This window comes from Streptomyces aureoversilis, assembly GCF_042657885.1.
GTDB lineage: Bacteria > Actinomycetota > Actinomycetes > Streptomycetales > Streptomycetaceae > Streptomyces > Streptomyces aureoversilis.
Map to the genome: position 1 here is coordinate 29,846 of NZ_JBHSKJ010000024.1, position 23,335 is coordinate 53,180.

The following is a 23,335-nucleotide window of genomic DNA, read 5'->3' on the forward strand; positions in this document are numbered from 1 at the left end:
CGCACTTCCCGACACCCTGACGGCCCGGGAACGGCCGGCCGTCGATGATACCGGGGCACGACGCGCAGTGGTCCGTGCCGGAAACACCCGGTACGGACCACTGCGGGGCATCTGCGTCCGCCCCATGCCACGGGACGGCATGGGGCACCGCCTCACCGCATGGGGCGGGGGCGGGCCGCCCTCACCGCATGGGGCGGGATTCCCCGCCGCATGGGGCGGCTCCCAGCCCCATCGCACGAGGCGGCCCAAGCCTCACCGCATGAGGCAGGCCCGCCCGCACGAAGCGGCCCGGCTCCGTCAGTCCAGCGACGTCATGACGTGCTTGACGCGCGTGTAGTCCTCGAAGCCGTAGGCGGACAGGTCCTTGCCGTAGCCGGACTTCTTGAAGCCGCCGTGGGGCATCTCGGCGACCAGCGGGATGTGGGTGTTGATCCACACGCAGCCGAAGTCGAGCTTCTTGGACATCCGCATGGCGCGGCCGTGGTCCTTGGTCCACACGGAGGAGGCCAGGGCGTACTCGACGCCGTTGGCGTAGGCGACGGCCTGGTCCTCGTCCGCGAAGGACTGGACCGTGATGACGGGGCCGAAGACCTCGTGCTGGATGATCTCGTCGTCCTGCTCGAGGCCGGAGACGACGGTCGGGGCGAAGAAGTAGCCCTTCTCCCCCACCCGGTGCCCGCCCGCCTCGAGCTTGGCGTGGCCGGGCAGACGCTCGATGAAGCCGGCGACCTGCTTGAGCTGGTTGGCGTTGTTGAGCGGGCCGTAGAGGACGTCCTCGTCGTCCGGCTGCCCGGTCTTCGTCTCGGCGGCGGCCTTGGCGAGCGCGGTGACGAACTCGTCGTGGATCGACTCGTGGACGAGGACGCGGGTGGCGGCCGTACAGTCCTGGCCGGCGTTGAAGTAGCCGGCGACCGAGATGTCCTCGACGGCCTTGGCGATGTCGGCGTCGTCGAAGACGACGACGGGGGCCTTGCCGCCGAGCTCCAGGTGGACGCGCTTGAGGTCCTTGGAGGCGGATTCGGCGACCTGCATACCGGCCCGCACGGAGCCGGTGATCGAGGCCATCGCCGGCACCGGGTGCTCGACCATGAGGCGGCCGGTCTCCCGGTCGCCGCAGATGACGTTGAAGACGCCCTTCGGGTGCCCGAGCTCCTCCAGCACGCCGCCGATGATCTCGGCGATGAGGACGGTGGAGGCGGGGGTGGTGTCGGAGGGCTTGAGGACGACGGTGTTGCCCGCCGCGAGCGCCGGGGCGAACTTCCACACCGCCATCATCATCGGGTAGTTCCACGGGGCGACCTGGGCGCAGACGCCGATCGGCTCGCGCCGGATGATCGAGGTCAGGCCCTCCATGTACTCGCCCGCGGAGCGGCCCTCGAGCATGCGCGCGGCGCCCGCGAAGAAGCGGATCTGGTCCACCATCGGGGGGACCTCTTCGCTGCGGGTGAGAGCGACGGGCTTGCCGGTGTTCTCGGACTCCGCGGCGATCAGTTCCTCGGCGCGCGCCTCGAAGGCGTCGGCGATCTTGAGGAGGACCTTCTGGCGCTCTCCGGGCACGAGGTCGCGCCAGGCCGGGAAGGCGGCCTCGGCCGCGGCCATGGCGGCGTCCACGTCCGCGGCGCCCGACAGCGGGGCGGTGGCGTAGGCCTCGCCTGTGGCCGGATTGACCACCTCGGTGGTACGCCCGTCGGCGGCGTCCCGGAACTCCCCGTCGATGAAATTGCGAAGACGACGCAGCTCGGTGGTCATGGCTGCCACCCCTCCTGTCAGATGTCCACTGGGTGAGACCGTCAGCCTAGTCAGTAGGGCCACGCTTTCGACATACCTCACACCCATGAACGACGGAATCAGTTATTCCTAAGCACCTGGACAACGAATTTCATCGCCTCAGGGTTGCCACACGGGCGAGACGCATGCACAGTGGAACCGTGGCCACTCGTAGTCCAGACCCGAAGAGCGTGCACGGCACGCCACCGATCGACGCTGTCTCCCTGGCGATCATCGAGCAGCTCCAGGAGGACGGCCGCCGCCCCTACGCGGCGATCGGCAAAGCCGTGGGGCTGTCGGAGGCAGCCGTGCGGCAGCGTGTCCAGAAGCTGCTCGACCAGGGCGTCATGCAGATCGTCGCCGTCACCGACCCGCTCACCGTGGGGCTGCGGCGGCAGGCGATGGTCGGGATCAACGTCGAGGGCGACCTCGATCCGGTCGCCGACGCCCTGACCGCGATGGACGAGGTCGAGTACGTCGTCGTGACCGCAGGCTCCTTCGACCTCCTCATCGAGATCGTCTGCGAGGACGACGACCATCTCCTCGAAACGATCAACAAGCGCATCCGGACCCTGCCGGGCGTGCGCTCCACCGAGAGCTTCGTCTACCTGAAGCTGCGCAAGCAGACCTACACATGGGGAACCCGATAGCCGTGAGCAAGGACCTCTCCCAGACTGCATACGACCACCTGTGGATGCACTTCACCCGCATGTCGTCGTACGAGAACGCCCCCGTGCCGACCATCGTGCGCGGCGAGGGCACCTACATCTTCGACGACAAGGGCAAGCGCTACCTGGACGGCCTCGCGGGGCTGTTCGTGGTCCAGGCGGGCCACGGGCGGGCCGAGCTGGCCGAGGCGGCCGCCAAGCAGGCTCAGGAGCTGGCCTTCTTCCCGGTGTGGAGTTACGCGCACCCCAAGGCGATCGAGCTCGCCGAGCGGCTCGCCCACCACGCCCCGGGCGACCTCAACAAGGTCTTCTTCACCACCGGCGGCGGCGAGGCCGTGGAGACCGCCTGGAAGCTCGCGAAGCAGTACCACAAGCTCACCGGCAACCCCACCAAGTACAAGGTGATATCCCGGGCCGTCGCCTACCACGGCACGCCCCAGGGCGCCCTGGCCATCACCGGCCTGCCGGCCCTCAAGGCGCCCTTCGAGCCGCTGGTCCCCGGCGCCTACAAGGTGCCCAACACCAACATCTACCGGGCCCCGATCCACGGCGACGACCCCGAGGCGTTCGGCCGCTGGGCCGCCGACCAGATCGAACAGCAGATCCTCTTCGAAGGCCCCGACACGGTCGCCGCCGTCTTCCTGGAGCCGGTCCAGAACGCGGGCGGCTGCTTCCCGCCCCCGCCCGGCTACTTCCAGCGGGTACGCGAGATCTGTGATACGTACAACGTGCTGCTCGTCTCGGACGAGGTCATCTGCGCCTTCGGCCGCCTCGGCACGATGTTCGCATGCGACAAGTTCGGCTACGTGCCCGACATCATCACCTGCGCCAAGGGCATGACGTCCGGCTACTCCCCCATCGGCGCGGCCGTCATCTCCGACCGGATCGCCGAGCCGTTCTTCAAGGGCAGCAACACCTTCCTGCACGGCTACACCTTCGGCGGCCACCCCGTCTCGGCGGCGGTCGCCCTCACCAATCTCGACATCTTCGAGCGCGAGGGCCTCAACCAGCACGTGCTGGACAACGAGGCCGCGTTCCACGCGACGCTCTCCAAGCTGCACGACCTGCCGATCGTGGGCGACGTGCGCGGCAACGGCTTCTTCTACGGCATCGAGCTGGTCAAGGACAAGGCCACCAAGGAGTCGTTCACGCCGGAGGAGTGCGAGCGGCTGCTCTACGGCTTCGTGTCCAAGAAGCTGTTCGAGAACGGCCTGTACTGCCGGGCCGACGACCGTGGCGACCCGGTCATCCAGGTCGCCCCGCCGCTGATCTCGGACCAGTCGACGTTCGACGAGATCGAGCAGATCGTCCGCGGCGTGCTCACGGAGGCCTGGACCAGGATCTGACCGGACCTCACGACCGGACCAGGGCGAGCCGCCGGCAGCACTCGCGGCTCGCCCCGCCCGCCGTGGCCCCGCGCGACCCCCCACTGGTCACGCGCGCGTGGGCCACGGCTTCGCTGCTTTGCAGCACGCGCGCGTGGGCCCGCCCGCCCGGCGCACGTACCGCGCACCCCTCGCACGCAAGACGCACGCCCGTCGCACGCACACCACGCCCCACCGCACACCCGGTCGCACGTTCCGTCGCATTTGCGCTCCGACTCATATGCGACCCCTGGGGCATGAGGCCGACCGGAGGAAAGTCGGCGGTCCAGCGCCGAGCCTGGGCAAAGGCTAGGATCCCGGTTCCGTACGGTGCCAGTGACCCAATGGCCTCCGGTTCGTTCCCCCGGACAGGGGAACGGACCCTACAGCGACCCGAGGTGCTCGATATGGTGGCCCCGCCGGACAACGACGTGCTCTGGGCACGCGGCTTGCATTACGCCCACAGTGGTTCCCCCGCGCTCGCAGGGGTCTCCATCGGCGTACGCGAGGGAGAGATTCTCGCCATCACCGGGCCACGCGGCTCCGGCAAGTCCACGCTCCTCAAATGCCTGTCCGGACAGCTCCTTCCCGACCCCGGAGAGGTGTGGTTCAACAGCGCCCCCGTCCATACGCTTTCGCGCGCCGCCCGCGAACGGCTGCGGCGGGAGCGCTTCGGCTGGATCGACAGCGAACCGCACCTCGTGCCGGAGCTGAGCGCCTGGGAGAACGCCGCCCTGCCGCTGTTGCTGCGCGGCGTAGGGCACCGGGCCGCCAAGCGCACGGCAAGTGAGTGGCTGGAGCGCCTCGACGTGGGCGACTGCCATCGCAAACGGCCGGCCGCCCTGCTCCAGGCGCAGCGCCAGCGGGTCGCCATCGCGCGGGCGCTCGCCAGCGAGCCCACCGTCCTGTTCGCCGACGAGCCGACGGCGCCGCTGCACAACGCGGACCGCGCGCAGGTGCTGCGCACGCTGACCACGGCCGCCCGCTCGCACCACATCACGGTCGTCATCGCCACGCTGGACGACGAGATCGCCACCCTGGCGGACCGTACGGTCTCCCTGGTCGACGGCCGCCGGGGCACCGCCATCCCGGTACCCGACGCGTCCGAGGGAGAGGGCAGGGCGGCGTGCTCAGTCTCCGCCTAGCGCGCGGCGCGCACCCGCTGGTCCTGCTCCGGAGGCTGCTGGTGGCGGCCGCCGCGGCGGGCGTGGGTTTCCTGCTGCTGTGCACCCTGGGGTACGCGGCGGCCCATCCGAAGTCGACGGGGCAGTCGCTCGTGCGGCTGGTCTGGTGCGCGGTGCCGCTGGCGGCGGTCGTGCAGTTCGCCGTCGCCGTGGCCCGTACGGACCCCGCCACGCGCCCTCGTGACGGCCTGGACGCCGCGGGGCTCGGCCCCGTGCGGCTCTCGGTCCTCGCGGCGGCGTCGACGGCGATCTCGTGCACGCTCGGCAGCGGTTTCGCCCTGCTGCTCTACAAGGTGCTCCGCGGTGACATCGGCGGCCCGCTGAGCGGTTCGGCGAGACGGCTGCTGGACGGGCAGGTGCACCTGCCGTGGGGCGCGGCGCTGACCCTGCTCGGCCTCCTGCCCGCCCTCGCGGCGGGCGCCTGCGTCCTCGCTCTGCACCCGCGGCGGGAGGCCGCTGCCCGGGTGCAGCAGCCCGCCGTGGAGCCTTCGGAAGGCGCAGAGGAGGTGGAGGGCGCCGAGGCGCCGTCGGAGGGGCCCCAGGCGCCGTCGCCCGCCCCTGCTCCGGGCCCCGTGCAGCCCAGACCCGTCTACGCCGGCCTCCCGTGGGGCATCGCGATCATCGCGGTCGGGCTCGCCCTGGAGGCGTACGTGGGGCACGGCCCCGCGCCCGACCCCGACAGGCTGATCTCCTTGCCCGGCGGGACGGACGGCACCTCCCCCGGCGTGCTGGGCGGGTGGCTCCTGGCCTCTCTCGGGCTCGTGCTGGCCGGCCCCGGGCTGACCCACTGGTGCGGCGTCCTGCTCGCCGCCGGGCGGCCCGGCGCGGTGCGGCTGCTGGCCGGCCGGATACTGCAGGACGCCGCCACCCGTATCGGTCGTCCGCTGGGCGTGCTGTGCGCGGTCGCCTCGGGCGCCCTGGCCGCCGCCGAACTCTACGGCGCGGCATGGGACTCCTCCGGGCCGCGCCCCTTCGGCCCCCTCACCGGTCTCGGCGCGGCGCTCGTCATGGCGTGCGTCACGGCCACGGCCATCACCGCGGCCCTGGACAGCCGGCAGAACCGGACCGGCACCACGGCGGCCCTGCAGCGTCTCGGCATTCCCGCCTCCATGCTGCGCGGGGCGGCCATCCTGCGCACCGGCGTGCTGCTGGCCGTTCTGACGCCTCTGACATGGGCGATCGCGGAGCTCGTCACGCTGCCCATGTCGCGGTGAGCACGCCGGGCGGGCCCGGGTCCGGGGCCCGCCGAGCGGCTGCAACACAACAGTTCTTGACCAGTTCTTGACTCAAGGCAACTTCGTCGCCGAATTGCGCGTCTGCTTGAGGAGCACGACGGATATCCGGCGAACGGAGCTATTGGTGATCATCGGCCTTGTTACGGCTGTCGCGGCATCGGCCTGTTATGGCACAGGTTCGGTCCTGCAAGCCGTGGGCTCGCGGAAGTCTGCCCGGCGGGAGGCCGAAAAGGCCTCCTCGACGGGCACCACCCAGCACGGTGGACCGAGCCTGTCCTCCACCGCGAAGGCCGCGGTGACGTGGGAGTTCATGGTCGGTACGTTCCTCGACTTCCTCGGCTTCGGGCTCGGCGCCCTCGCCGCCCGCATGCTGCCGCTCTTCCTCTCCCAGACGGTCATCAGCGCCAACCTCGTCGTGACCGCACTGCTGAGCATCAAGCTCCTGGGCATCCGGCTGACCAAGCCCGAGTGGGCGTCGATCGGTGTCGTCTGTTCGGCGCTGGTGCTGCTGGCGACGGCGGCGGGCCACGAGGGCGGCGGCGATACGCCGATGTCCACCCACTGGTGGCTGCTGATCATCTCCGTGGTGCTGATGGGCGGCGGCACCGTGGCCGTCCGCCTGCTCGGCGGGCGGGCCGCAATCCTGGCCGGTCTGCTGTCCGGTCTGGGCTTCGGTGCGATCGGTGTCGGCGTGCGCATCCTGGACGGCATCGACCCGTTCGACCTGCCGAAGCTGATCGCCGACCCGGCGCTCTACGCGATCCTCATATCGGGTGCAGTCGGCATGTACCTGCACACGGTGGCGCTGCAGATCGGTTCGGTCAACGGTGCCACGGCCGCGCTGGTGGTCGGCGAAACCATTCTCCCGGGCATGATCGGCGTCCTGCTGCTCGGCGACAACTCGCGCCCCGGCTTCGCCTGGGTCGCCGTTCTCGGCTTCGTCCTGGCGGTGGCAGGCGCCGTCGCGGTCGCCTGGTTCGGCGAGCCGGACACCCCCGTGGAGGCCGAACCCGAACCCCAGGAACTCCACCCGTCGGCAGTCCGCTGACCACCGCCTGAGCCCCGGCCGCCGCACCGGCAGCCGGGGCTCAGGCGTGTCCGCCCGGAGGGGTTCGGCGAGGCGGCAGAGGTCCTGCTCAGCTCAGCTGTTCGCGATACCGGCGTCGTCCAGCACGACGACATCCGCGACGTCGAAGGCGACACCTACTCGGTCGCCGACTGCGGGGGCCCCGTGCAGCCCGCACGCCGCCTCCAGCACGGGGCCGTCCGCGGGGCGCAGCATCAGCACGACGTGGTCGCCCCGGAACGTCCGCCCGGTGACCGTGCACGGGAGCCCCTCCGTCTCCGGCACGAGGCGCACTCCGGCAGGCCGCACGAGCAGCCGGCCCGCGCCCTGCCGCGACCCGGGCGGCACCGGGACCTTCCCCCACACGGTGTCCGCGCTCTCGCCGCCGACCGTCGCCTCGACGACGTTGTCGAAGCCGAGGAAGCGGGCCACGAACTCGGAGGCCGGGCGGCGCCAGACCTCCAGCGGCGTGCCGGCCTGAGCGATCCGTCCGTCACGCATCACGACCACGCGGTCGGCGAGGGCGAACGCCTCGCCCTGGTCGTGGGTGACGGCCAGCACCGTGGTGCCCAGCCGGCCGAAGAGGTCGCGCAGTTCGACGACCAGGCGCTCCCGCAGGCCGCGGTCCAGCTGCCCGAGCGGCTCGTCGAGCATCAGCAGCCGGGGCTGCGGCGCGAGGGCCCGCGCGAGGGCCACCCGCTGCTGCTCGCCGCCGGACAGGGCGGCGATGGAGCGGCGCTGCGCACCGGGCAGCCCCACCAGCTCCAGCAGCTCGGCGACCGTCCGTGCCGTCTCGGCCCGCCCCATGCCGCGCATGCGCAGCCCGAAGGCGACGTTGCCCGCCACGTCCCGCTGCGGGAACAGCTGGTGGTCCTGGAACATGAGGCCCACCCCGCGCCTGTGCGTGGGAACGCCGCTCTGGTCGCGCCCCGCCAGGAGCACGTGCCCGGCATCCGCACGCTGAAGGCCGGCCACCACGCGCAGCAGCGTGGACTTGCCGCTGCCGCTGGGGCCCAGCACGCAGACGATCTCGTGCTCGGCGACCTCCAGGTCCACCGCGTCGAGCGCCGCGCGCTCCCCGAAGCGGACGTCGACCTTCTCCAGTCGCAGCAGGGCCATCAGAACTCCCCCGTACGGTCGGTGCGGATACGTTCCAGCACCAGCAGCGCCGCGGCGCACACCAGCATCAGGATCGTGCTCAGGGCCATCGCCTGCCCATAGGTGAGCTCCCCGGGGCGGCCCAGGAGCCGGGCCACCGCCACCGGCAGCGTGGGGCTGTCGGGGCGGGCGATGAAGACCGTGGCCCCGAACTCGCCCAGCGACACGGCGAACGCGAAGCCGGCCGCTACCCCCAGGGCACGGCCGACCAGGGGCAGGTCCACCTCCCGCCACGCCCGCACGGGCGAGGCCCCCAGCACGGCGGCGGCCTCGCGCAGCCGCACGTCCACGGCGCGCAGGACCGGCAGCACGGTCCGTACGACGAACGGCACGCCCACGAGGGCCTGTGCGAGCGGCACCAGGATCCAGGACGCCCTCAGGTCCAGCGGCGGCTCGTCCAGGCTGATGAGGAAGCCGAAACCGACCGTCACGGCGGACGTGCCGAGGGGCAGCATCAGCAGGGCGTCGAAGCCGCGCACGAGCCGCCCCTCGCGCCGGGTCAGCGCCGCAGCCGCGAGCCCGCCGATGACGACCGCGATGGCCGTGGCCGCCAAGCCGTACGCGAGCGAGTTGCCGATTGCCTCGAGCGGGGCGACGACGAACGTGCCGCTGTTGCCGTCCGCCGAGGCCAGGGCGCGGTAGAAGGCCAACCCGAAGCCGTCCGGGCCGTCGAAGGAGCGCAGCACGAGGACCACGAGCGGGGCGAGGATGAGCACGGCGACGACCGCCAGGACGGACGCCAGGAACGCCCACTCGGCCGCGCCCCGCGGGCGCCGCGCCGTGCGCGCCGGGTCGACCAGCTTCAGGGTCGCCTCACGCCGCCGCACCGTCCATGCGTGCACGGCCAGCAGCGCGGCGACGGCCACGAACTGCAGCAGCGTCAGGACGGCTGCCGTCGGCAGGTCGAGCATCTGGGCGGTCTGCTGGTAGATCTCCACTTCCAGCGTGGCGTAGCGGGGACCGCCGAGGATCTGCACGACGCCGAAGGAGGTGAAGGTGAAGAGGAAGACCATGAGGGCCGCGGCGGCCACCGCCGGCGCCAGCGCCGGCAGTGTGACCCGCCTCCAGGCCGTGAAGCGCCCCGCGCCCAGGACTCTGGCCGCCTCCTCCTGGCGCGGGTCGAGCTGGGCCCACAGGCCGCCCACGGTGCGGACGACCACGGCGTAGTTGAAGAACACGTGGGCGAGCAGAATCGCCCAGACGGTCGTGTCGAGGCGCACCCCCCACCACTCGTCCAGCAGCCCCCCGCGCCCGAGCAGCGCCAGGAAGGCCGAGCCGGCGACGACGGTCGGCAGGACGAACGGCACGGTCACCACGGCGCGCAGCGTGCGCTTGCCGGGAAAGTCGAACCGGGCGAAGACGTACGCCCCGGGCAGGGCGAGGGCGAGGGTCAGGGCGGTGGAGGCGGCCGCCTGCCAGGTGGTGAACCACAGCACGTGGCCGATCGCCGGGTCGGTCACGACCTCGCCGATGCGGCCGAACTGCCACTGCCCGCCGTCCTTCAGCCCCCGGGAGACGATCGAGGCGACGGGGTAGGCGAAGAAGACCGCGAAGAAGGCGAGCGGCAGGGCCATGAGGCCGAGCCGCACCGCTGTCCCCCGAACGCCCCGGCCGGGGCCTCGTGCGGGGCCCCGTGCCGGGGCCCCCGGCCCTACTTCAGGACGAGCGAGGACCATGCCTTGACCCACTGGTCGCGGTTCTTGGCGATCTTCTCGGGGGCCATGGTGCCGGGCTCGTTCACCTGCGCGCCGTACTTGGTGAACACCTCGGGCAGCTTGGCGTCCTGGTTGGCGGGCTTCACGAACATCTGCAGCGGCATGTCCTCCTGGAACGTACGGCTCAGCAGGAAGTCGATCAGGGCCTTGCCGCCCTCGGTGTTCTTCGCACCCTTCAGCAGCCCGGCGAACTCCGTCTGCTGGAAGCAGGTGCCCGTGGCGACGCCGGTCGGGCCCTCCGCGGGCTGCGGCTTCACGCCCAGGACCTCGGCGGGCGGGCTGGAGGCGTAGGAGACGACGAGGGGCTTGTCGCCCTTGGCCTTCTTGCCTCCCGCGGAGCCGGAGAAGCGCTCGTTGTAGGCCTGCTCCCAGCCGTCGACGACCTCGACGCCGTTGTCCTTGAGCTTCTTCCAGTAGTCCTGCCACCCGTCGTCGCCGTACTTGGCGACCGTGGCGAGCTGGAAGGCGAGCCCCGGGGAGGACGTGGCGACGTTCTCGGTGACGAGCAGGTTCTTGTACTCGGGCTTGATCAGGTCGTCGAGGGACGTCGGCGGGGCCAGCTTGTGACCGGCGAAGTACGCGCGGTCGTAGTTGACGCAGATGTCGCCGGTGTCGATGGGCGTGACCCGGTGCCGGCCGGCGTCGGCCTGGAGCTTCCTCGGGACGCGGTCCAGGCCCTTGGCCTCGTACGGCGCGAAGATGCCGTTGTCGAGCGCACGGGAGAGCAGGGTGTTGTCGACGCCGAAGAAGACGTCGCCCTGCGGGTGGCTCTTGGACAGGATGGCCTGGTTGACGGCCTGGCCGGCGTCGCCGCCCTTGAGGACCTTCACCTTGTACCCGGTCTGCCGGGTGAACTGCTTGAGCACCTCTTCGGACGCCGCGAAGGAGTTGTGCGAGACCAGGGTGACGGTCTTGTCCTTGCCTTCGGACGTGCCGGAGCCCCCGGAGCCGTCCGAGCCGCCGCACGCGGCCAGGGCCGGAAGGGCGAGCACGCCGACGGCGACTGCGCCGGCGGCACGCCGCAGGTTGGTGTTCATGATCGAGCTGACTCCCTACGCCGGTATGACCCGGATCAGGTCCGAGGGTCTGCGGGCCGTGCCGCACTCTCAGCGCCCCGTGGGCGCTCCCCTGTCGGATTGTTCATTTGTGCGAGGGCACCGTATCAGTGCCCTCCCCATGGAACTGTGTCTGACCTGCGGACCAGGCTCAGCGCTCGGCTGCTGCCAGCTGCCCGCAGGCGCCGTCGATCTCCTGACCGCGGGTGTCGCGGACGGTCACCGGCACCCCGTGCGAGGCGATCGCCGCGACGAAGGCCCGCTCGTCCTCGGGGCGCGAGGCCGTCCACTTCGACCCCGGGGTGGGGTTGAGCGGAATGAGGTTGACGTGCACGCGCTTGCCCTTGAGGAGCCGGCCCAGGAGGTCGCCGCGCCATGCCTGGTCGTTGATGTCACGGATCAGGGCGTACTCGATGGAGACCCGGCGGCCGGACTTCTCCGCGTACTCCCACGCGGCGTCGAGGACCTCGCGGACCTTCCAGCGCGTGTTGACCGGCACCAGGGTGTCGCGCAGCTCGTCGTCCGGTGCGTGCAGGGAGACGGCCAGACGGCACTTGAAGCCCTCGTCGGCGAAGCGCAGCATCGCCGGGACCAGGCCCACCGTGGAGACCGTGATGCCGCGCTGGGAGAGCCCCAGGCCGTCCGGCTCGGGGTCCGTGAGGCGGCGGATGGCGCCGACGACCCGCTTGTAGTTGGCCAGCGGCTCGCCCATGCCCATGAAGACGATGTTGGACAGCCGCGCGGGGCCGCCGGGGACCTCGCCGTCACGCAGCGCGCGCATGCCGTCCACGATCTGGTGGACGATCTCGGCCGTCGACAGGTTCCGGTCCAGACCGGCCTGGCCGGTGGCGCAGAACGGGCAGTTCATGCCGCAGCCGGCCTGCGAGCTGATGCACATGGTGACCCGGTCGGGGTAGCGCATCAGCACGGACTCCACCAGCTTGCCGTCGTGCAGCCGCCAGAGGGTCTTGCGGGTGGTGTCGTCGTCGCACGAGATGTGACGCACGACGCTCATGAGCTCCGGCAGCAGCTCGGCGGCGAGCTTCTCGCGCGCCGCCGCCGGGATGTCGGTCCATGCGGCCGGGTCGTGCGCGTACCGGGCGAAGTAGTGCTGCGAGAGCTGCTTGGCGCGGAACGGCTTCTCACCGATCGCGGAGACGGCCTCGCGGCGCTCGGCGGGCGAGAGGTCGGCAAGGTGCCGCGGGGGCAGCTTGGCCCCACGGGGGGCGACGAACGTCAGTTCTCCAGGCGCGGGGGCCATGAGCAAAAACACCTCATTGACGACGGCGGATGACCTCCGCAATCGCGGAGCCAGCGGCAGGACGAGCCGGAACCCGGAGATCTCACAGGGGCACCCCCGCAGGCGCGGGGCCGGAAAAGGGCCCGCCGCACAGCGGCGAGCCCTTCCAGGGTACCCGGCTCCGCTCAGGAGCCGACGAAGACGACCATGAGGAGCCACACCACGGGCGCGGTCGGCAGGAGCGAGTCCAGCCGGTCCATGATGCCGCCGTGCCCCGGCAGCAGGGCGCCCATGTCCTTGATCCCGAGATCCCTCTTGATCATGGACTCGCCGAGGTCCCCCAGCGTGGCGCTGACGGCCACGGCGAGGCCGAGGAGCAGCCCCTCCCACCACACGCCGCCGTCGATCAGGAACTGCATGCACAGAGCACCGGCGACCATCGCGAAGGCGACCGCCCCGAGCAGCCCCTCGCGCGTCTTGCCGGGGCTGATGCGCGGCGCCAGCTTGCGCTTGCCGAACTTCCAGCCCACCGCATACGCACCCGTGTCGCTGACCACGGTCAGGATCAGGAACGTGAGCACCCGCCACGCGCCGTCCCCGGCGGAGAGCATGAGGGCCACGAAAGTGGCCAGGAACGGCACGTAGAAGGCCGCGAAGATGCCCGCCGTGACGTCCTTGAGGTAGTCGTCCGGCGACTCCGTCATCCGCCACACGAGGACGGCCAGGGCCGTGAAGGCCACGGCCACCCACGCCCCCTCGGCGCCGCTCGCGTAGCCGGCGATGACCATGGCGGCTCCGCCGACCGCGAGCGGCACCAGCGGGGCACGGATCCCCTTGCGCTCGGCGAGGCGGGAGGTCAGCTCCCACAGCCCGACCACGACGGCGATCACGATCACGCCGAGGAAGACCGGCTTGTAGATGAACAGGGAGGCGAGGATGACGGCACCGAGGCCCACGCCGACCCCTATCGCCGCCCGCAGGTCACGGCCGGCGCTCTTCTTTCCTGCCTTCGGCGACTCGGGGGAGGCAGGCACCGGGGCGGGGTCCTGGGGCCTGATGTCGGGCTCCTGTTCATCGCGGAACAGGGGGCCGCGAAGATGAGCGGCCCCCTGGTCACGGTCGTCCTGATCTCCGCCTGAGGGGGGCACGATGGGCATGGGCCGAGTCTGCGCCGCGATGCCCGCCTCGTGCACAGGACCCGCCGAACGGGCCGCAGAGGACGGCCCCCGGTCGGTGGACCCCCGGTATCCGGCGCTCGGCGGGGCCCCCCAGGATGTCTCGTTCATCAGACCTCGAGGAGCTCGGCTTCCTTGTGCTTGAGCAGCTCGTCCACCTGCGCGACGTACTTCGCGGTGGTGTCGTCGAGCTCCTTCTCCGCGCGGCGCACCTCGTCCTCGCCGGACTCCTTGTCCTTGACGAGCTTGTCGAGGGCGTCCTTGGCCTTGCGGCGGATGGAGCGGATCGAGACCTTGGCGTCCTCGCCCTTGGTCTTGGCGACCTTGACGAACTCCTTGCGGCGCTGCTCGGTCAGCTCCGGGAAGGTCACCCGGATGATGTTGCCGTCGTTGCTCGGGTTGACACCGAGGTCGGAGTCGCGGATCGCCTGCTCGATGTTGCGCAGCGCGCTCTTGTCGAACGGGGTGACCACGGCCATGCGCGGCTCGGGCACCGAGAAGGACGCCAGCTGGTTGATGGGCGTCAGCGCACCGTAGTAGTCCGCCACGATCTTGTTGAACATCGCCGGGTGCGCACGCCCGGTGCGGATCGCCGCGAAGTCCTCCTTGGCGACCACAACGGCCTTCTCCATCTTCTCCTCGGCCTCGAGGAGGATCTCTTCGATCACCACTTGCTCCTGGTGTTATCAGTAAGCAGAGCCTCGTCGCCCCTGCGCGCGTCTTCTCCTGCACGGTGTCCGACCGGCAGGCGGTTGTCCATCCCCGTGCCGAGGTCTTCCCACGGCACGGAGTTGCCGTCCGTATCGGGCCAGGCCGCTACGGACGGCTGTGCGGGTCGTCAGTCCCGCGTGCTCCGGTCGCTCACGAGCGTGCCGATCTTCTCACCCTTGACCGCACGGCCGATGTTGCCCTCGGCGAGCAGCTCGAAGACCAGGATCGGCAGCTTGTTGTCCATGCACAGGCTGATGGCGGTGGCGTCGGCGACCTTCAGGCCCCGTGCGAGCACCTCGCTGAACTCGAGGGCGTCGAACTTGACCGCGTCGGGGTTCTTCTTCGGGTCGGAGTCGTAGACCCCGTCGACGCCGTTCTTGCCCATCAGGATCGCCTCGGCGTGGATCTCCAGGGCGCGCTGGGCGGCAGTGGTGTCGGTGGAGAAGTAGGGCATGCCCATACCCGCGCCGAAGATCACGACACGGCCCTTCTCCAGGTGGCGCACGGCGCGCAGCGGGATGAACGGCTCCGCGACCTGCCCCATGGTGATGCCCGTCTGGACGCGGGTCTCAATGCCTTCCTTGACCAGGAAGTCCTGGAGGGCGAGCGAGTTCATCACGGTGCCGAGCATGCCCATGTAGTCCGAGCGGGCCCGGTCCATGCCGCGCTGCTGCAGCTCCGCGCCGCGGAAGAAGTTGCCGCCGCCGATGACGACGGCGATCTCGTGGCCCTCGCGGACGACGGCCGCGATCTCACGGGCGATGGCGTGCACGACATCGGGGTCGACGCCGAGGCCGCCCCCGCCGGCGAACGCCTCGCCGGACAGTTTGAGCAAGAACCGGCGGCGTGGGCCGTGGTCAGCAATGGTGTCGTCGGCGGCCTGCCGGGCGTCCGCACCCTGATTCATTGGAGCTCTCCTCGTGCACATACGAAGAAGGCCATTGCCGGATGGGTCCTTTCGGTTCCCTGTACGGCAATGGCCTCCTCGTCACATCAGCGGCCGACCGGTGAGGGATCGGCTGCGTACGACCCTAGCGGGTCGCAGGTCAATCGCTGCCCTGCTGACGGGCTCAGGCGCCGACGCGGATGCGCGCGAAGCGCTTCAGCGTGACACCGGCCTCGTCCAGGACCTTCTGGACGGTCTTCTTGTTGTCCTTGGCGAACGCCTGCTCGAGAACGGAGTTCTCCTTGACGAAGCCGGTGACGCGACCCTCGATGATCTTCGGCAGGGCGGCCTCGGGCTTGCCCTCCTCGCGGGCGGTGGCCTCGGCGACGCGGCGCTCGTTCTCCAGGACGTCGGCCGGGATGTCCTCACGGGAGAGGAACTTCGGCGCGAACGCGGCGATGTGCTGCGCGATGTCCTTGGCGACCTCGGCGTTGGCCTTGTCCAGCTCGACCAGGACGCCGACCTGCGGGGGCAGGTCCGCGGCGGTGCGGTGCATGTAGGCGTAGACCAGGCCGTCGGCGAAGTACGCGAAGCGGTCCACGACGATCTTCTCGCCGAGGGTGGCGTTGGCCTCGTCCACGAACGCCTGGACGGTCTTGCCGGCCTCGATCTCGGAAGCCATCAGGGCCTCGACGTCGGCCGGGGCGCTCTTGGCGACGTGGGCGGCCAGAGCCTCGGCGACGGCCACGAACTTCTCGCCCTTGGCGACGAAGTCGGTCTCGCACTTCAGCTCGACGATGACACCGGAGGTGTTGTCGTCGGCGATGGCGGAGACGACGGCACCGTTCTCGGTGGTGCGGCTCTCGCGCTTGGCCACGCCCTTGAGGCCCTTGACGCGCACGATCTCGACGGCCTTCTCGAGGTTGCCCTCGGCCTCGTCCAGCGCCTTCTTGCAGTCCATCATGCCGGCGCCGGTGAGCTCACGGAGCTTCTTGACGTCAGCGGCGGTGAAGTTCGCCATGGTCTGTGAATCTCTCTCGAAAGTCGTTGGTGACTACGGGTGCACGACGGGGGCGGCGCGTGTCGCGCCGTCCCCCGCCGTATCTACCGACTGAGTTGTCAGGCCTGCTCGGCGTCCGCGGCCGGAGCCTCGGCAGCGGCCTCGGCCGGCTTCTCGGCCTCGGCGTCGGCGTCAGCCTTCTTCTCGCCCTCGAGCAGGTCGCGCTCCCACTCGGCGAGGGGCTCGCCGGCGGCCTTGTCGGCCTTCGCGTCACCGGTGGCGGCACCGGAGCGGGCGATGAGGCCCTCGGCGACGGCGTCGGCGATCACACGGGTGAGCAGCGTGACGGAGCGGATCGCGTCGTCGTTGCCCGGGATCTTGTAGTCGACCTCGTCGGGGTCGCAGTTGGTGTCGAGGATCGCGACGACCGGGATGCGGAGCTTGCGCGCCTCACCGACGGCGATGTGCTCCTTCTTGGTGTCCACGATCCAGACGGCGCTCGGCACCTTCTGCATCTCGCGGATACCGCCGAGGGTCTTCTCCAGCTTGGCCTTCTCGCGGGAGAGGACCAGGAGCTCCTTCTTGGTGAGGCCGGAGGCGGCCACGTCCTCGAAGTCGATGAGCTCGAGCTCCTTCAGGCGCTGCAGGCGCTTGTAGACGGTCGAGAAGTTGGTGAGCATGCCGCCCAGCCAGCGCTGGTTGACGTACGGCATGCCGACGCGGGTCGCCTGCTCGGCGATGGCCTCCTGGGCCTGCTTCTTCGTACCGACGAACATGATGGAGCCGCCGTGCGCGACGGTCTCCTTGACGAACTCGTAGGCGCGGTCGATGTACGACAGCGACTGGAGCAGGTCGATGATGTAGATGCCGTTGCGCTCCGTGAAGATGAAACGCTTCATCTTCGGGTTCCAACGACGGGTCTGGTGACCGAAGTGGACGCCGCTCTCCAGCAGCTCCCGCATCGTGACGACGGCCATGGCCGCGCTCCTTGAAATACTCGGTTCCACGACGGCCGGGCGGCCGCCGCTCCTGACGCCCCGACGTGCCTGCCGTGGACGATGCCCTTGCGAGAACCGTTCCGCGGACCGAGAGACACGGCCACCGGGCTGCCCGAAAGGGACTGACGCGCCGGTAGCGGGGCGTGCGAAGTCGATCCGGTGACCCGGATCGCCATGAGAAGTGTACGGGACCCGGGAAGGCGCGGGTGACGACGTTGTGCACAACCCGCGAGTAGTCCACAGATCTCCGTCAAGATCCCCGCGAATGCCCGGGGTCCGCCACCGTACGGGCATGACTCTCATCGGATCTTTCACCCGACGCCTGCTCGCCGCGGCCGGCGTGGTCACGCTCTGTGTTCTCGCGGGCGCGGTGGCCAGTGGTACGGCCGCGGGCGCGGGGGCCGCGAGGACGGCCGCTCCCGCCCCCGCCCCTGAAGCCCGGGGTGCCCAAGCCCCGCCGGGGGCGCCCCCGGCATCCACGGCCGCGGGCCCCGAGCCGCCGGAACCGCCCGGGGTCCCTGAGCGGCGCGCACCATCCCAACCGTCCGGGCCGGGCGGCGGCGCGGGGCAGGGCGAGCGGGCCTGGCCCGTCAGCGGGTCGCGAGGGGGCCGGCCCCTGCTCGTACGGGCCTGGCGGCCGCCGCCGGTGCCCTGGGCGGCCGGGCACCGCGGGGTGGATCTCGTCGCCCGTGCGGGTCAGCCGGTACGGGCCGCCGCGCCCGGCACCGTCTCCTTCGCGGGCACCGTCGCGGGACGGGGCGTGGTGTCGGTGCAGCACCCTGGGACGGGCGAGCCGCCGCTGCGGACCACGTACGAGCCGGTACAGGCGGCGGTGAAGGAAGGGGACCAGGTGGCGGCGGGGCAGGTGATCGGCACGCTGCAGGCGGGTCCGTTCCACTGCTCCGGGGGCTGCCTCCACTGGGGGCTGCTCCGCGGACGGGTCTACCTCGATCCCTTGTCCCTGCTGCCGCCGTGGATGCTGCGCAGACCGCCGTCGCGGCTGCTGCCCCTGTCGGGCGGGCCCGGCGCGGCGGTGGTCAGCCCCTGACGCCGCGCAGCGCCATGGACACGGCCGCCTCGATGATGCTGTCGGGCTCCTCCGCCGCGCCCAGCTCGATCCGGCGCACAGCGGCGTCGACCACGCCCTGCAGCAGCATGGCGGCCAGGCGCGGCTGCGCGTGGCCCAGGGCGACGAGCGCCTCCACGACCATGGCGATGAGCCCGCCGTGGGCGGCCCGGATCTTCTCGCGCGCGCCCGCGTCCAGCTCGCCGGCGGAGATCGCGACCACGGCGCGGTGACGGCGGTCGCCGACCAGGGCCAGCTGCCGGCGCACATACGCCTCGATCTTCGCCTCGGGCGTGTCCGCGCCCTGCATGGCGGCTTCGACCTCCGCAGCCCAGACGGGGAAGTCGACCGCGCAGAGCTCCTCGACCACGGCTGCCCGCGAGCGGAAGTACTCGTAGACCGAGGAACGCGCCAGGCCGGTGCGCTCGGCCAGGGCGGGGAACGTCAACGCCTCCGTGCCGCCCTCGGACAGCAGGGAACGGGCGGCATCCAGCAAGGCGCCGCGCTGCATCGTCCGGTGCTCGGCCACCGAGGCCGCTCGAATCCTGGGCACGTCCCCACTTTACGGATTACCGGTGGCCGGGACGACGCCGAGGGAGGATTCGCGCCCCTTGCCGGCCCGCCAGGCCCTACCGGTCCGCCGGCTCCCCGTGCCTCCTCGCGGGACCCCTGCCGACCGTCCGAGCCCTCGCCGACGCTCCGACTTCTCGCCCGCCTCCCGGGACTCGCCGGCCTCACCGGCCCCACGCCGCCCCGTCAGCGGCCGACGTCCGCCAGCTTCGCCCTCAGCTGGAGCACCGACTTCGTGTGGATCTGGCTGACCCTGCTCTCCGTGACGCCGAGCACGTGCCCGATCTCGGCGAGGGTCAGGCCCTCGTAGTAGTAGAGGGTGACCACGGTCTTCTCGCGCTCGGGGAGGGTGTTGATCGCGCGGGCGAGGAGGCGGCGCAGCTCGCGGTCCTCGGCGACCTCGACGGGGTCGTCGGCGGCGGTGTCCTCGAGGGTGTCCATCAGGCTCAGCCGCTCGCCGCCTTCGGCGCCGGCGTGCAGCAGGTCCTCCAGGGCGACCACGTTGGTCAGCGACAACTGGCTGAAAACACCATGCAGTTCCTCGATGGCGATGCCCATCTCGGCGGCGACCTCGGCCTCCGAGGGCGTGCGCCGCAGCTCGGCCTCCAGCGTGGCGTACGCGCGCTCGACCGCGCGCGCCTTCTGCCGGACGGAACGCGGGATCCAGTCGAGCGCACGCAGCTCGTCGATCATCGCGCCGCGGATGCGGGTGATGGCGTACGTCTCGAACTTGATCTCCCGGGCGGGGTCGAACTTCTCGATGGCGTCGATGAGTCCGAAGATCCCCGAGGAGACGAAGTCGGCCTGCTCGACGTTGGGCGGCAGGCCGACACTGACGCGCCCCGCCACGTACTTCACCAGGGGCGAGTAGTGGAGGATCAGCTGCTCCCGCAGCCGGTCGTCGCCCGATGCCTTGTACGACCGCCACAGCTCATCGAGCGTCGAGGGTGCGGGAGGGCGCTCGGGGCCGCGCGCCGCGGGCGGCACCGCCGCGCGGTCCGAACCGGAGGTGTGCTGGGGCATTCGTCGTCTTGAGCCGTTCTGCTGTGACGTGGATCGAGTGGTACGAATGGCTGGAATCCCGTGAGCGTAGCGTGACTGCTGCGTTGCGGTATGCGATGAGTCCTCTTCGTCGGTGTGCGGATACGTTCCCCTGCCGGAGGCGTCGGCATGCGGCGCCGGGGGCCGGCGTCGGTACGGGCCTCGCCGTATCGGCGGCCGCGGTCGTCCCCTTAACCTTTTCACCCGATCGCCCCAGGTCAAGAACCGCCTCGCCGCGCGGACGGGCGCCGTCCGGGGGGCTTGGAGGTGCCGGATGTTGACGGTGGGGCGGCCAACTGCCAGTGATCACCCCGGCGTTCCACGAAGCCGAGGGACTGCAGCTCGTACAGTCTGGCAAGCGTCTGATCCCTGCTCAGGCCCGCGTTTCGCGCGATGAGCTCCCCGCCCCCGCCGTCTCCACCGGGCACGGCCTCCAGCACCACGGCCGCCGCCGGGGCCAGCAGATCGCGCGCTACGACGGGGCCGCGCCGCTCGGGGGCGAGGTCCCCGATCCCGCCGACCAGCTCGGCGATCTCGTCCGCGTCGGTGACCAGGGCGGCGTCCTCGCGGAGGAGTTCGTGCACGCCCGCCGACAGGCCCGACGTCACCGGCCCGGGCACGCCCATCGTCTGGCGGCCCAGCAGCCGCGCGCGACGGGCCGTCACCAGTGAACCGCTGCGGTACTCGGCCTCCACGACCACGGTTCCCCTCGTCAATGCGGCGATGACGCGGTTGCGCAGGACGAAGCGGCTGCGAGTGGGGTGCCCGCCCGGGGGCAACTCGGCGAGCACCAGACCACGTTCCACGATGCGGTCGATCAGGTCCGCATGGCCCCTCGGGTAGGGCACGTCGACCCCGCAGGCGAGCACGGCGACGGTCGCACCGCCCGCTGCGAGCGCTCCCCTGTGCGCGGCACCGTCGACGCCGTACGCGGCGCCGGAGACGACGACCCAGCCGCGGCGCGCCAGCCCGGAGCCGAGGAGGGAGGCGACGTGCGAGCCGTAGTCGGTGCAGGCGCGCGCCCCGACCACGGCGACGGAGCGCAGCGCCCACAGCCGCAGGTCGGCCCCGCCGCGCACCCAGAGGCCGATCGGGCGGGCATCACCGAGGTCGTCCAATTGCCGAGGCCACTCCCGGTCTCCGGGGCAGAGGAAGCGGCCGCCCAGCCGGGCGACGGCGTCGAGGTCGCCGTGGGGGTCGAGGGCGGCGGCGCGCTCCCGGCACCCGGCGAGCCGCTCGCGGCCGGCCCCTTGCGGCGCCGGGCCCGCCCCCGTGAGCCCCCGAACCAGCCCCACGGCGCCCATCTCCCTGATCCACCGGCCCACCCGCTCGTCCCCGGGCTCGGTCAGGCGGGTGAGGGCGGCGCGGGCCAGCCGGTCCTCGGGGGCGGGGGCCGTCACGGATGGCCTCCGGCCGCGACCGTGCCACGGTGGACGCCCGTGCGCAGTTCGAGCGCGCAGTTGACGTCCGAGGCGTCGGGGAGGTCGTGGCCGGCGAGGTCCGCCACCGTCCAGGCGACGCGCAGCACACGGTCGAGGCCACGTGCCGTCAGCATGCCCCGCTCCATGTCGCGTTCGGCCTCGTCGAGGGCGCCGGGGGCGACGCGCCAGCGCGTCCGCAGTTCGTGGCCGGGAACTTCGCTGTTGGTCCGCCAGGGCATGTCCGCGAGGCGGGCCGCGGCACGCTCCCGGGCGGCGCGGACCCTGTCGGCCACCTCGGCGGTCGTCTCCGCCGCCCCGGGGCCCGTCAGCTCGGAACGGGCCACCGCTTCGACCGTCACCCGCAGGTCGACCCGGTCCAGGAGAGGGCCGGACAGGCGCGCGCGGTAGCGCCTGACGGCCTGTGGCGTGCATTCGCATCCCTCCCCCAGCATGCCGTGCCGTCCGCACGGGCAAGGGTTGGCGGCGAGGACGAGGAGGAACCTGGCGGGCAGCCGCAGGACACCGCCGGAGCGGGCCACGATGACGTGACCCGACTCAAGCGGCTGCCTCAGGGCGTCCAGCACCCGTCCGGAGAACTCGGGCGCCTCGTCCATGAAGAGCACGCCTCGATGGGCCAGGGAAACGGCTCCCGGGCGCGGCAGCCCGCTGCCGCCGCCGACGAGCGAGGGCATGGACGCCGAGTGGTGCGGAGCGCAGTACGGGGCCCGGTCGAGGAGGGGCTGGCCCGCGGGAAGAGTGCCCGCTACGGAGTGCACCGCGGTGACCTCGAGGGACTCCTGCGAGGTGAGGGGCGGCAGCAGGCCGGGCAGCCGCTCCGCGAGCATGGTCTTGCCTGCTCCGGGCGGGCCCTGGAGGAGGAGGTGGTGCCGCCCGGCGGCGGCCACTTCGAGGGCCGTCCGGGCCCTGGCCTGCCCCGCGACCTCGGCGAGGTCGGGCCGGCGCTCCCCGTGCACGACCCCCGTACCCAGCCCCGCCCCGGGCACCGAGAGGCCGGCGAGCATCGGATCCGGGCTGCCCTCCTGCAGCGGCTCCTCCTCGGGCACCGGCTCGTCGGTCAGGACGGCGATCAGCTGGCGCAGGCTGCGGATACCGAGGACCGAGACGCCGGGCACGAGGGATGCCTCGGCGGCCGTGCGCTCGGGGACGACCACCTGCCGGTAGCCCGCGTCGGCCGCGGCCAGAACCGCCGGGAGGACGCCCTGCACCGGGCGGACGCGGCCGTCGAGGCCGAGCTCCCCGATGAGCACCAGGTCGGCGATCTCCCGGGGGTCGAGACGCTCGGAGGCGGCCAGGACGGCGCAGGCGACGGCGAGGTCGAAGCCGCTGCCGCCCTTGGGCACGGCCGCAGGGCTCAGGCCCACGGTCAGCTTCTTCTGCGGCCATTCGGCGCCGGAGTTCACGACGGCCGCGCGGACGCGGTCCTTGCTCTCCACGAGGCTCTTGTCGGGCAGGCCGACGAGGGTGAAGGCGGCGACTCCGGGCTCCAGGTCGGCCTGGACCTCGACCACCACTCCCTCGACCCCGACCAGCGCCACCGAGCACGTACGGGCGAAGCCCATCACGCCACCCCCTTGGCGTGCTCCACGGCGGGAGCTCCCCGCTCAGGAACGATCACGCCCACCAGGTCGATCCGCACGCCGCCCGCGGGCGGTCCGCCGTGCCGCGCCAGCCAGCGCTCGGCGAGCCGGCGCAACCGGTCGGCCTTCGCCGGGGTGACGGCGGCCATCGGGTGTTCGTAGGCACCGGTGCGGCGGGTCTTGACCTCGCACACCACCAGGGTGTCGGCCTCCATGGCCACGATGTCGATCTCGCCCTCGCGGCATCTCCAGTTCCGTTCGAGGACGACGATGCCGGCCTGGGCCAGCCGGCGGACGGCAAGATTCTCGCCGTAGCGACCGAGTGCTTCTCGGGCGTTCACGGGCACCACCTCCGGCGCCCACAGTGCAGCCGGCACCCGGAATTGTTGGATCTTGGTGGATTACCCGTCGGTTGTG

At 71.6% G+C, this 23,335-nt stretch carries 21 protein-coding genes and 1 riboswitch; of the genes, 6 read left to right on the forward strand and 15 right to left on the reverse strand.

Annotation, left to right across the window (positions count from 1 at the left end; genetic code table 11):
* Positions 1 to 297: 297 nt before the first annotated feature.
* On the reverse strand, positions 298 to 1,749 hold the full coding sequence (locus ACFPP6_RS31375) for a gamma-aminobutyraldehyde dehydrogenase (RefSeq protein WP_382049599.1): 1,452 nt from the start codon (positions 1,747 to 1,749) through the stop codon (positions 298 to 300).
* A 164-nt stretch (positions 1,750 to 1,913) separates the two neighbouring features.
* Between ACFPP6_RS31375 and ACFPP6_RS31380 the strand changes: the two genes are divergently transcribed.
* The 5 genes from ACFPP6_RS31380 (at position 1,914) to ACFPP6_RS31400 (ending at position 7,266) form a co-directional block, all read left to right on the forward strand.
* Positions 1,914 to 2,417, forward strand: a complete 504-nt coding sequence (locus ACFPP6_RS31380; RefSeq protein ID WP_382049601.1) for an Lrp/AsnC family transcriptional regulator — start codon at positions 1,914 to 1,916, stop codon at positions 2,415 to 2,417.
* A complete protein-coding gene (locus tag ACFPP6_RS31385) occupies positions 2,402 to 3,781 on the forward strand; it encodes an aspartate aminotransferase family protein (RefSeq protein WP_382049603.1) in 1,380 nt (459 codons plus the stop codon). Before ACFPP6_RS31380 ends, ACFPP6_RS31385 begins: the two co-directional genes overlap by 16 nt.
* A gap of 425 nt (positions 3,782 to 4,206) precedes the next feature.
* The gene (locus ACFPP6_RS31390; RefSeq protein ID WP_382049605.1) at positions 4,207 to 4,944 is read left to right on the forward strand and encodes an ABC transporter ATP-binding protein; all 738 of its coding nucleotides are present in this window, start codon (positions 4,207 to 4,209) and stop codon (positions 4,942 to 4,944) included.
* On the forward strand, positions 4,926 to 6,197 hold the full coding sequence (locus ACFPP6_RS31395) for a hypothetical protein (protein WP_382049607.1): 1,272 nt from the start codon (positions 4,926 to 4,928) through the stop codon (positions 6,195 to 6,197). Before ACFPP6_RS31390 ends, ACFPP6_RS31395 begins: the two co-directional genes overlap by 19 nt.
* Before the next feature lie 145 nt (positions 6,198 to 6,342).
* On the forward strand, positions 6,343 to 7,266 hold the full coding sequence (locus tag ACFPP6_RS31400) for a DMT family protein (protein ID WP_382049609.1): 924 nt from the start codon (positions 6,343 to 6,345) through the stop codon (positions 7,264 to 7,266).
* Between the two features lie 93 nt (positions 7,267 to 7,359).
* Here the strand turns inward: ACFPP6_RS31400 and ACFPP6_RS31405 are convergent, their stop codons facing one another.
* From ACFPP6_RS31405 to rpsB, 9 genes are all read right to left on the reverse strand, one after another.
* Complete coding sequence (locus ACFPP6_RS31405) at positions 7,360 to 8,403, reverse strand: ABC transporter ATP-binding protein (RefSeq protein ID WP_382049611.1); 1,044 nt, start codon at positions 8,401 to 8,403, stop codon at positions 7,360 to 7,362.
* The gene (locus tag ACFPP6_RS31410) at positions 8,403 to 10,118 is read right to left on the reverse strand and encodes an ABC transporter permease (protein WP_382049613.1); all 1,716 of its coding nucleotides are present in this window, start codon (positions 10,116 to 10,118) and stop codon (positions 8,403 to 8,405) included. Before ACFPP6_RS31410 ends, ACFPP6_RS31405 begins: the two co-directional genes overlap by 1 nt.
* Positions 10,094 to 11,194, reverse strand: a complete 1,101-nt coding sequence (locus ACFPP6_RS31415; RefSeq protein ID WP_382049615.1) for a thiamine ABC transporter substrate-binding protein — start codon at positions 11,192 to 11,194, stop codon at positions 10,094 to 10,096. Before ACFPP6_RS31415 ends, ACFPP6_RS31410 begins: the two co-directional genes overlap by 25 nt.
* Positions 11,190 to 11,297, reverse strand: a riboswitch (TPP riboswitch). Its footprint overlaps the gene before it by 5 nt.
* A 66-nt stretch (positions 11,298 to 11,363) precedes the next feature.
* Entirely contained in the window at positions 11,364 to 12,473 is a 1,110-nt protein-coding gene (gene rlmN, locus ACFPP6_RS31420; protein WP_382049617.1) for a dual-specificity RNA methyltransferase RlmN, read from the reverse strand.
* A 164-nt stretch (positions 12,474 to 12,637) separates the two neighbouring features.
* A complete protein-coding gene (locus ACFPP6_RS31425; RefSeq protein ID WP_382049619.1) occupies positions 12,638 to 13,738 on the reverse strand; it encodes a phosphatidate cytidylyltransferase in 1,101 nt (366 codons plus the stop codon).
* Positions 13,738 to 14,295 carry a ribosome recycling factor gene (gene frr / locus ACFPP6_RS31430; protein ID WP_168090838.1) on the reverse strand — a complete coding sequence of 186 codons (558 nt, stop codon included), beginning with the start codon at positions 14,293 to 14,295 and terminating at the stop codon, positions 13,738 to 13,740. Before frr ends, ACFPP6_RS31425 begins: the two co-directional genes overlap by 1 nt.
* A gap of 170 nt (positions 14,296 to 14,465) precedes the next feature.
* Complete coding sequence (pyrH, locus tag ACFPP6_RS31435; protein ID WP_168090837.1) at positions 14,466 to 15,245, reverse strand: UMP kinase; 780 nt, start codon at positions 15,243 to 15,245, stop codon at positions 14,466 to 14,468.
* Between the two features lie 163 nt (positions 15,246 to 15,408).
* Entirely contained in the window at positions 15,409 to 16,245 is an 837-nt protein-coding gene (gene tsf / locus ACFPP6_RS31440) for a translation elongation factor Ts (RefSeq protein WP_382049622.1), read from the reverse strand.
* A 98-nt stretch (positions 16,246 to 16,343) separates the two neighbouring features.
* A complete protein-coding gene (gene rpsB, locus ACFPP6_RS31445) occupies positions 16,344 to 17,201 on the reverse strand; it encodes a 30S ribosomal protein S2 (RefSeq protein WP_382049624.1) in 858 nt (285 codons plus the stop codon).
* A gap of 313 nt (positions 17,202 to 17,514) precedes the next feature.
* Here rpsB and ACFPP6_RS31450 point away from each other — a divergent pair, with 313 nt between their 5' ends.
* On the forward strand, positions 17,515 to 18,270 hold the full coding sequence (locus ACFPP6_RS31450; protein WP_382049626.1) for a M23 family metallopeptidase: 756 nt from the start codon (positions 17,515 to 17,517) through the stop codon (positions 18,268 to 18,270).
* Here the strand turns inward: ACFPP6_RS31450 and ACFPP6_RS31455 are convergent.
* The 5 genes from ACFPP6_RS31455 to ACFPP6_RS31475 all read right to left on the reverse strand — a co-directional run bounded on the left by ACFPP6_RS31455 (position 18,260) and on the right by ACFPP6_RS31475 (position 23,259).
* Positions 18,260 to 18,799 carry a TetR/AcrR family transcriptional regulator gene (locus tag ACFPP6_RS31455; protein ID WP_382049723.1) on the reverse strand — a complete coding sequence of 180 codons (540 nt, stop codon included), beginning with the start codon at positions 18,797 to 18,799 and terminating at the stop codon, positions 18,260 to 18,262. The two genes, ACFPP6_RS31450 and ACFPP6_RS31455, sit on opposite strands and share 11 nt — an antisense overlap.
* A 245-nt stretch (positions 18,800 to 19,044) precedes the next feature.
* Positions 19,045 to 19,881: an RNA polymerase sigma factor WhiG gene (gene whiG, locus ACFPP6_RS31460; protein ID WP_058046485.1), complete on the reverse strand. Its 837-nt coding sequence runs from the start codon at positions 19,879 to 19,881 to the stop codon at positions 19,045 to 19,047.
* 236 nt (positions 19,882 to 20,117) lie between these two features.
* Positions 20,118 to 21,299: a DNA-processing protein DprA gene (gene dprA / locus ACFPP6_RS31465; protein WP_382049628.1), complete on the reverse strand. Its 1,182-nt coding sequence runs from the start codon at positions 21,297 to 21,299 to the stop codon at positions 20,118 to 20,120.
* A complete protein-coding gene (locus ACFPP6_RS31470) occupies positions 21,296 to 22,900 on the reverse strand; it encodes a YifB family Mg chelatase-like AAA ATPase (RefSeq protein ID WP_382049630.1) in 1,605 nt (534 codons plus the stop codon). Before ACFPP6_RS31470 ends, dprA begins: the two co-directional genes overlap by 4 nt.
* Positions 22,900 to 23,259 (reverse strand): YraN family protein, encoded by a 360-nt coding sequence (locus ACFPP6_RS31475; RefSeq protein WP_382049632.1) that lies wholly within the window; start codon positions 23,257 to 23,259, stop codon positions 22,900 to 22,902. Before ACFPP6_RS31475 ends, ACFPP6_RS31470 begins: the two co-directional genes overlap by 1 nt.
* Positions 23,260 to 23,335 lie beyond the last annotated feature (76 nt).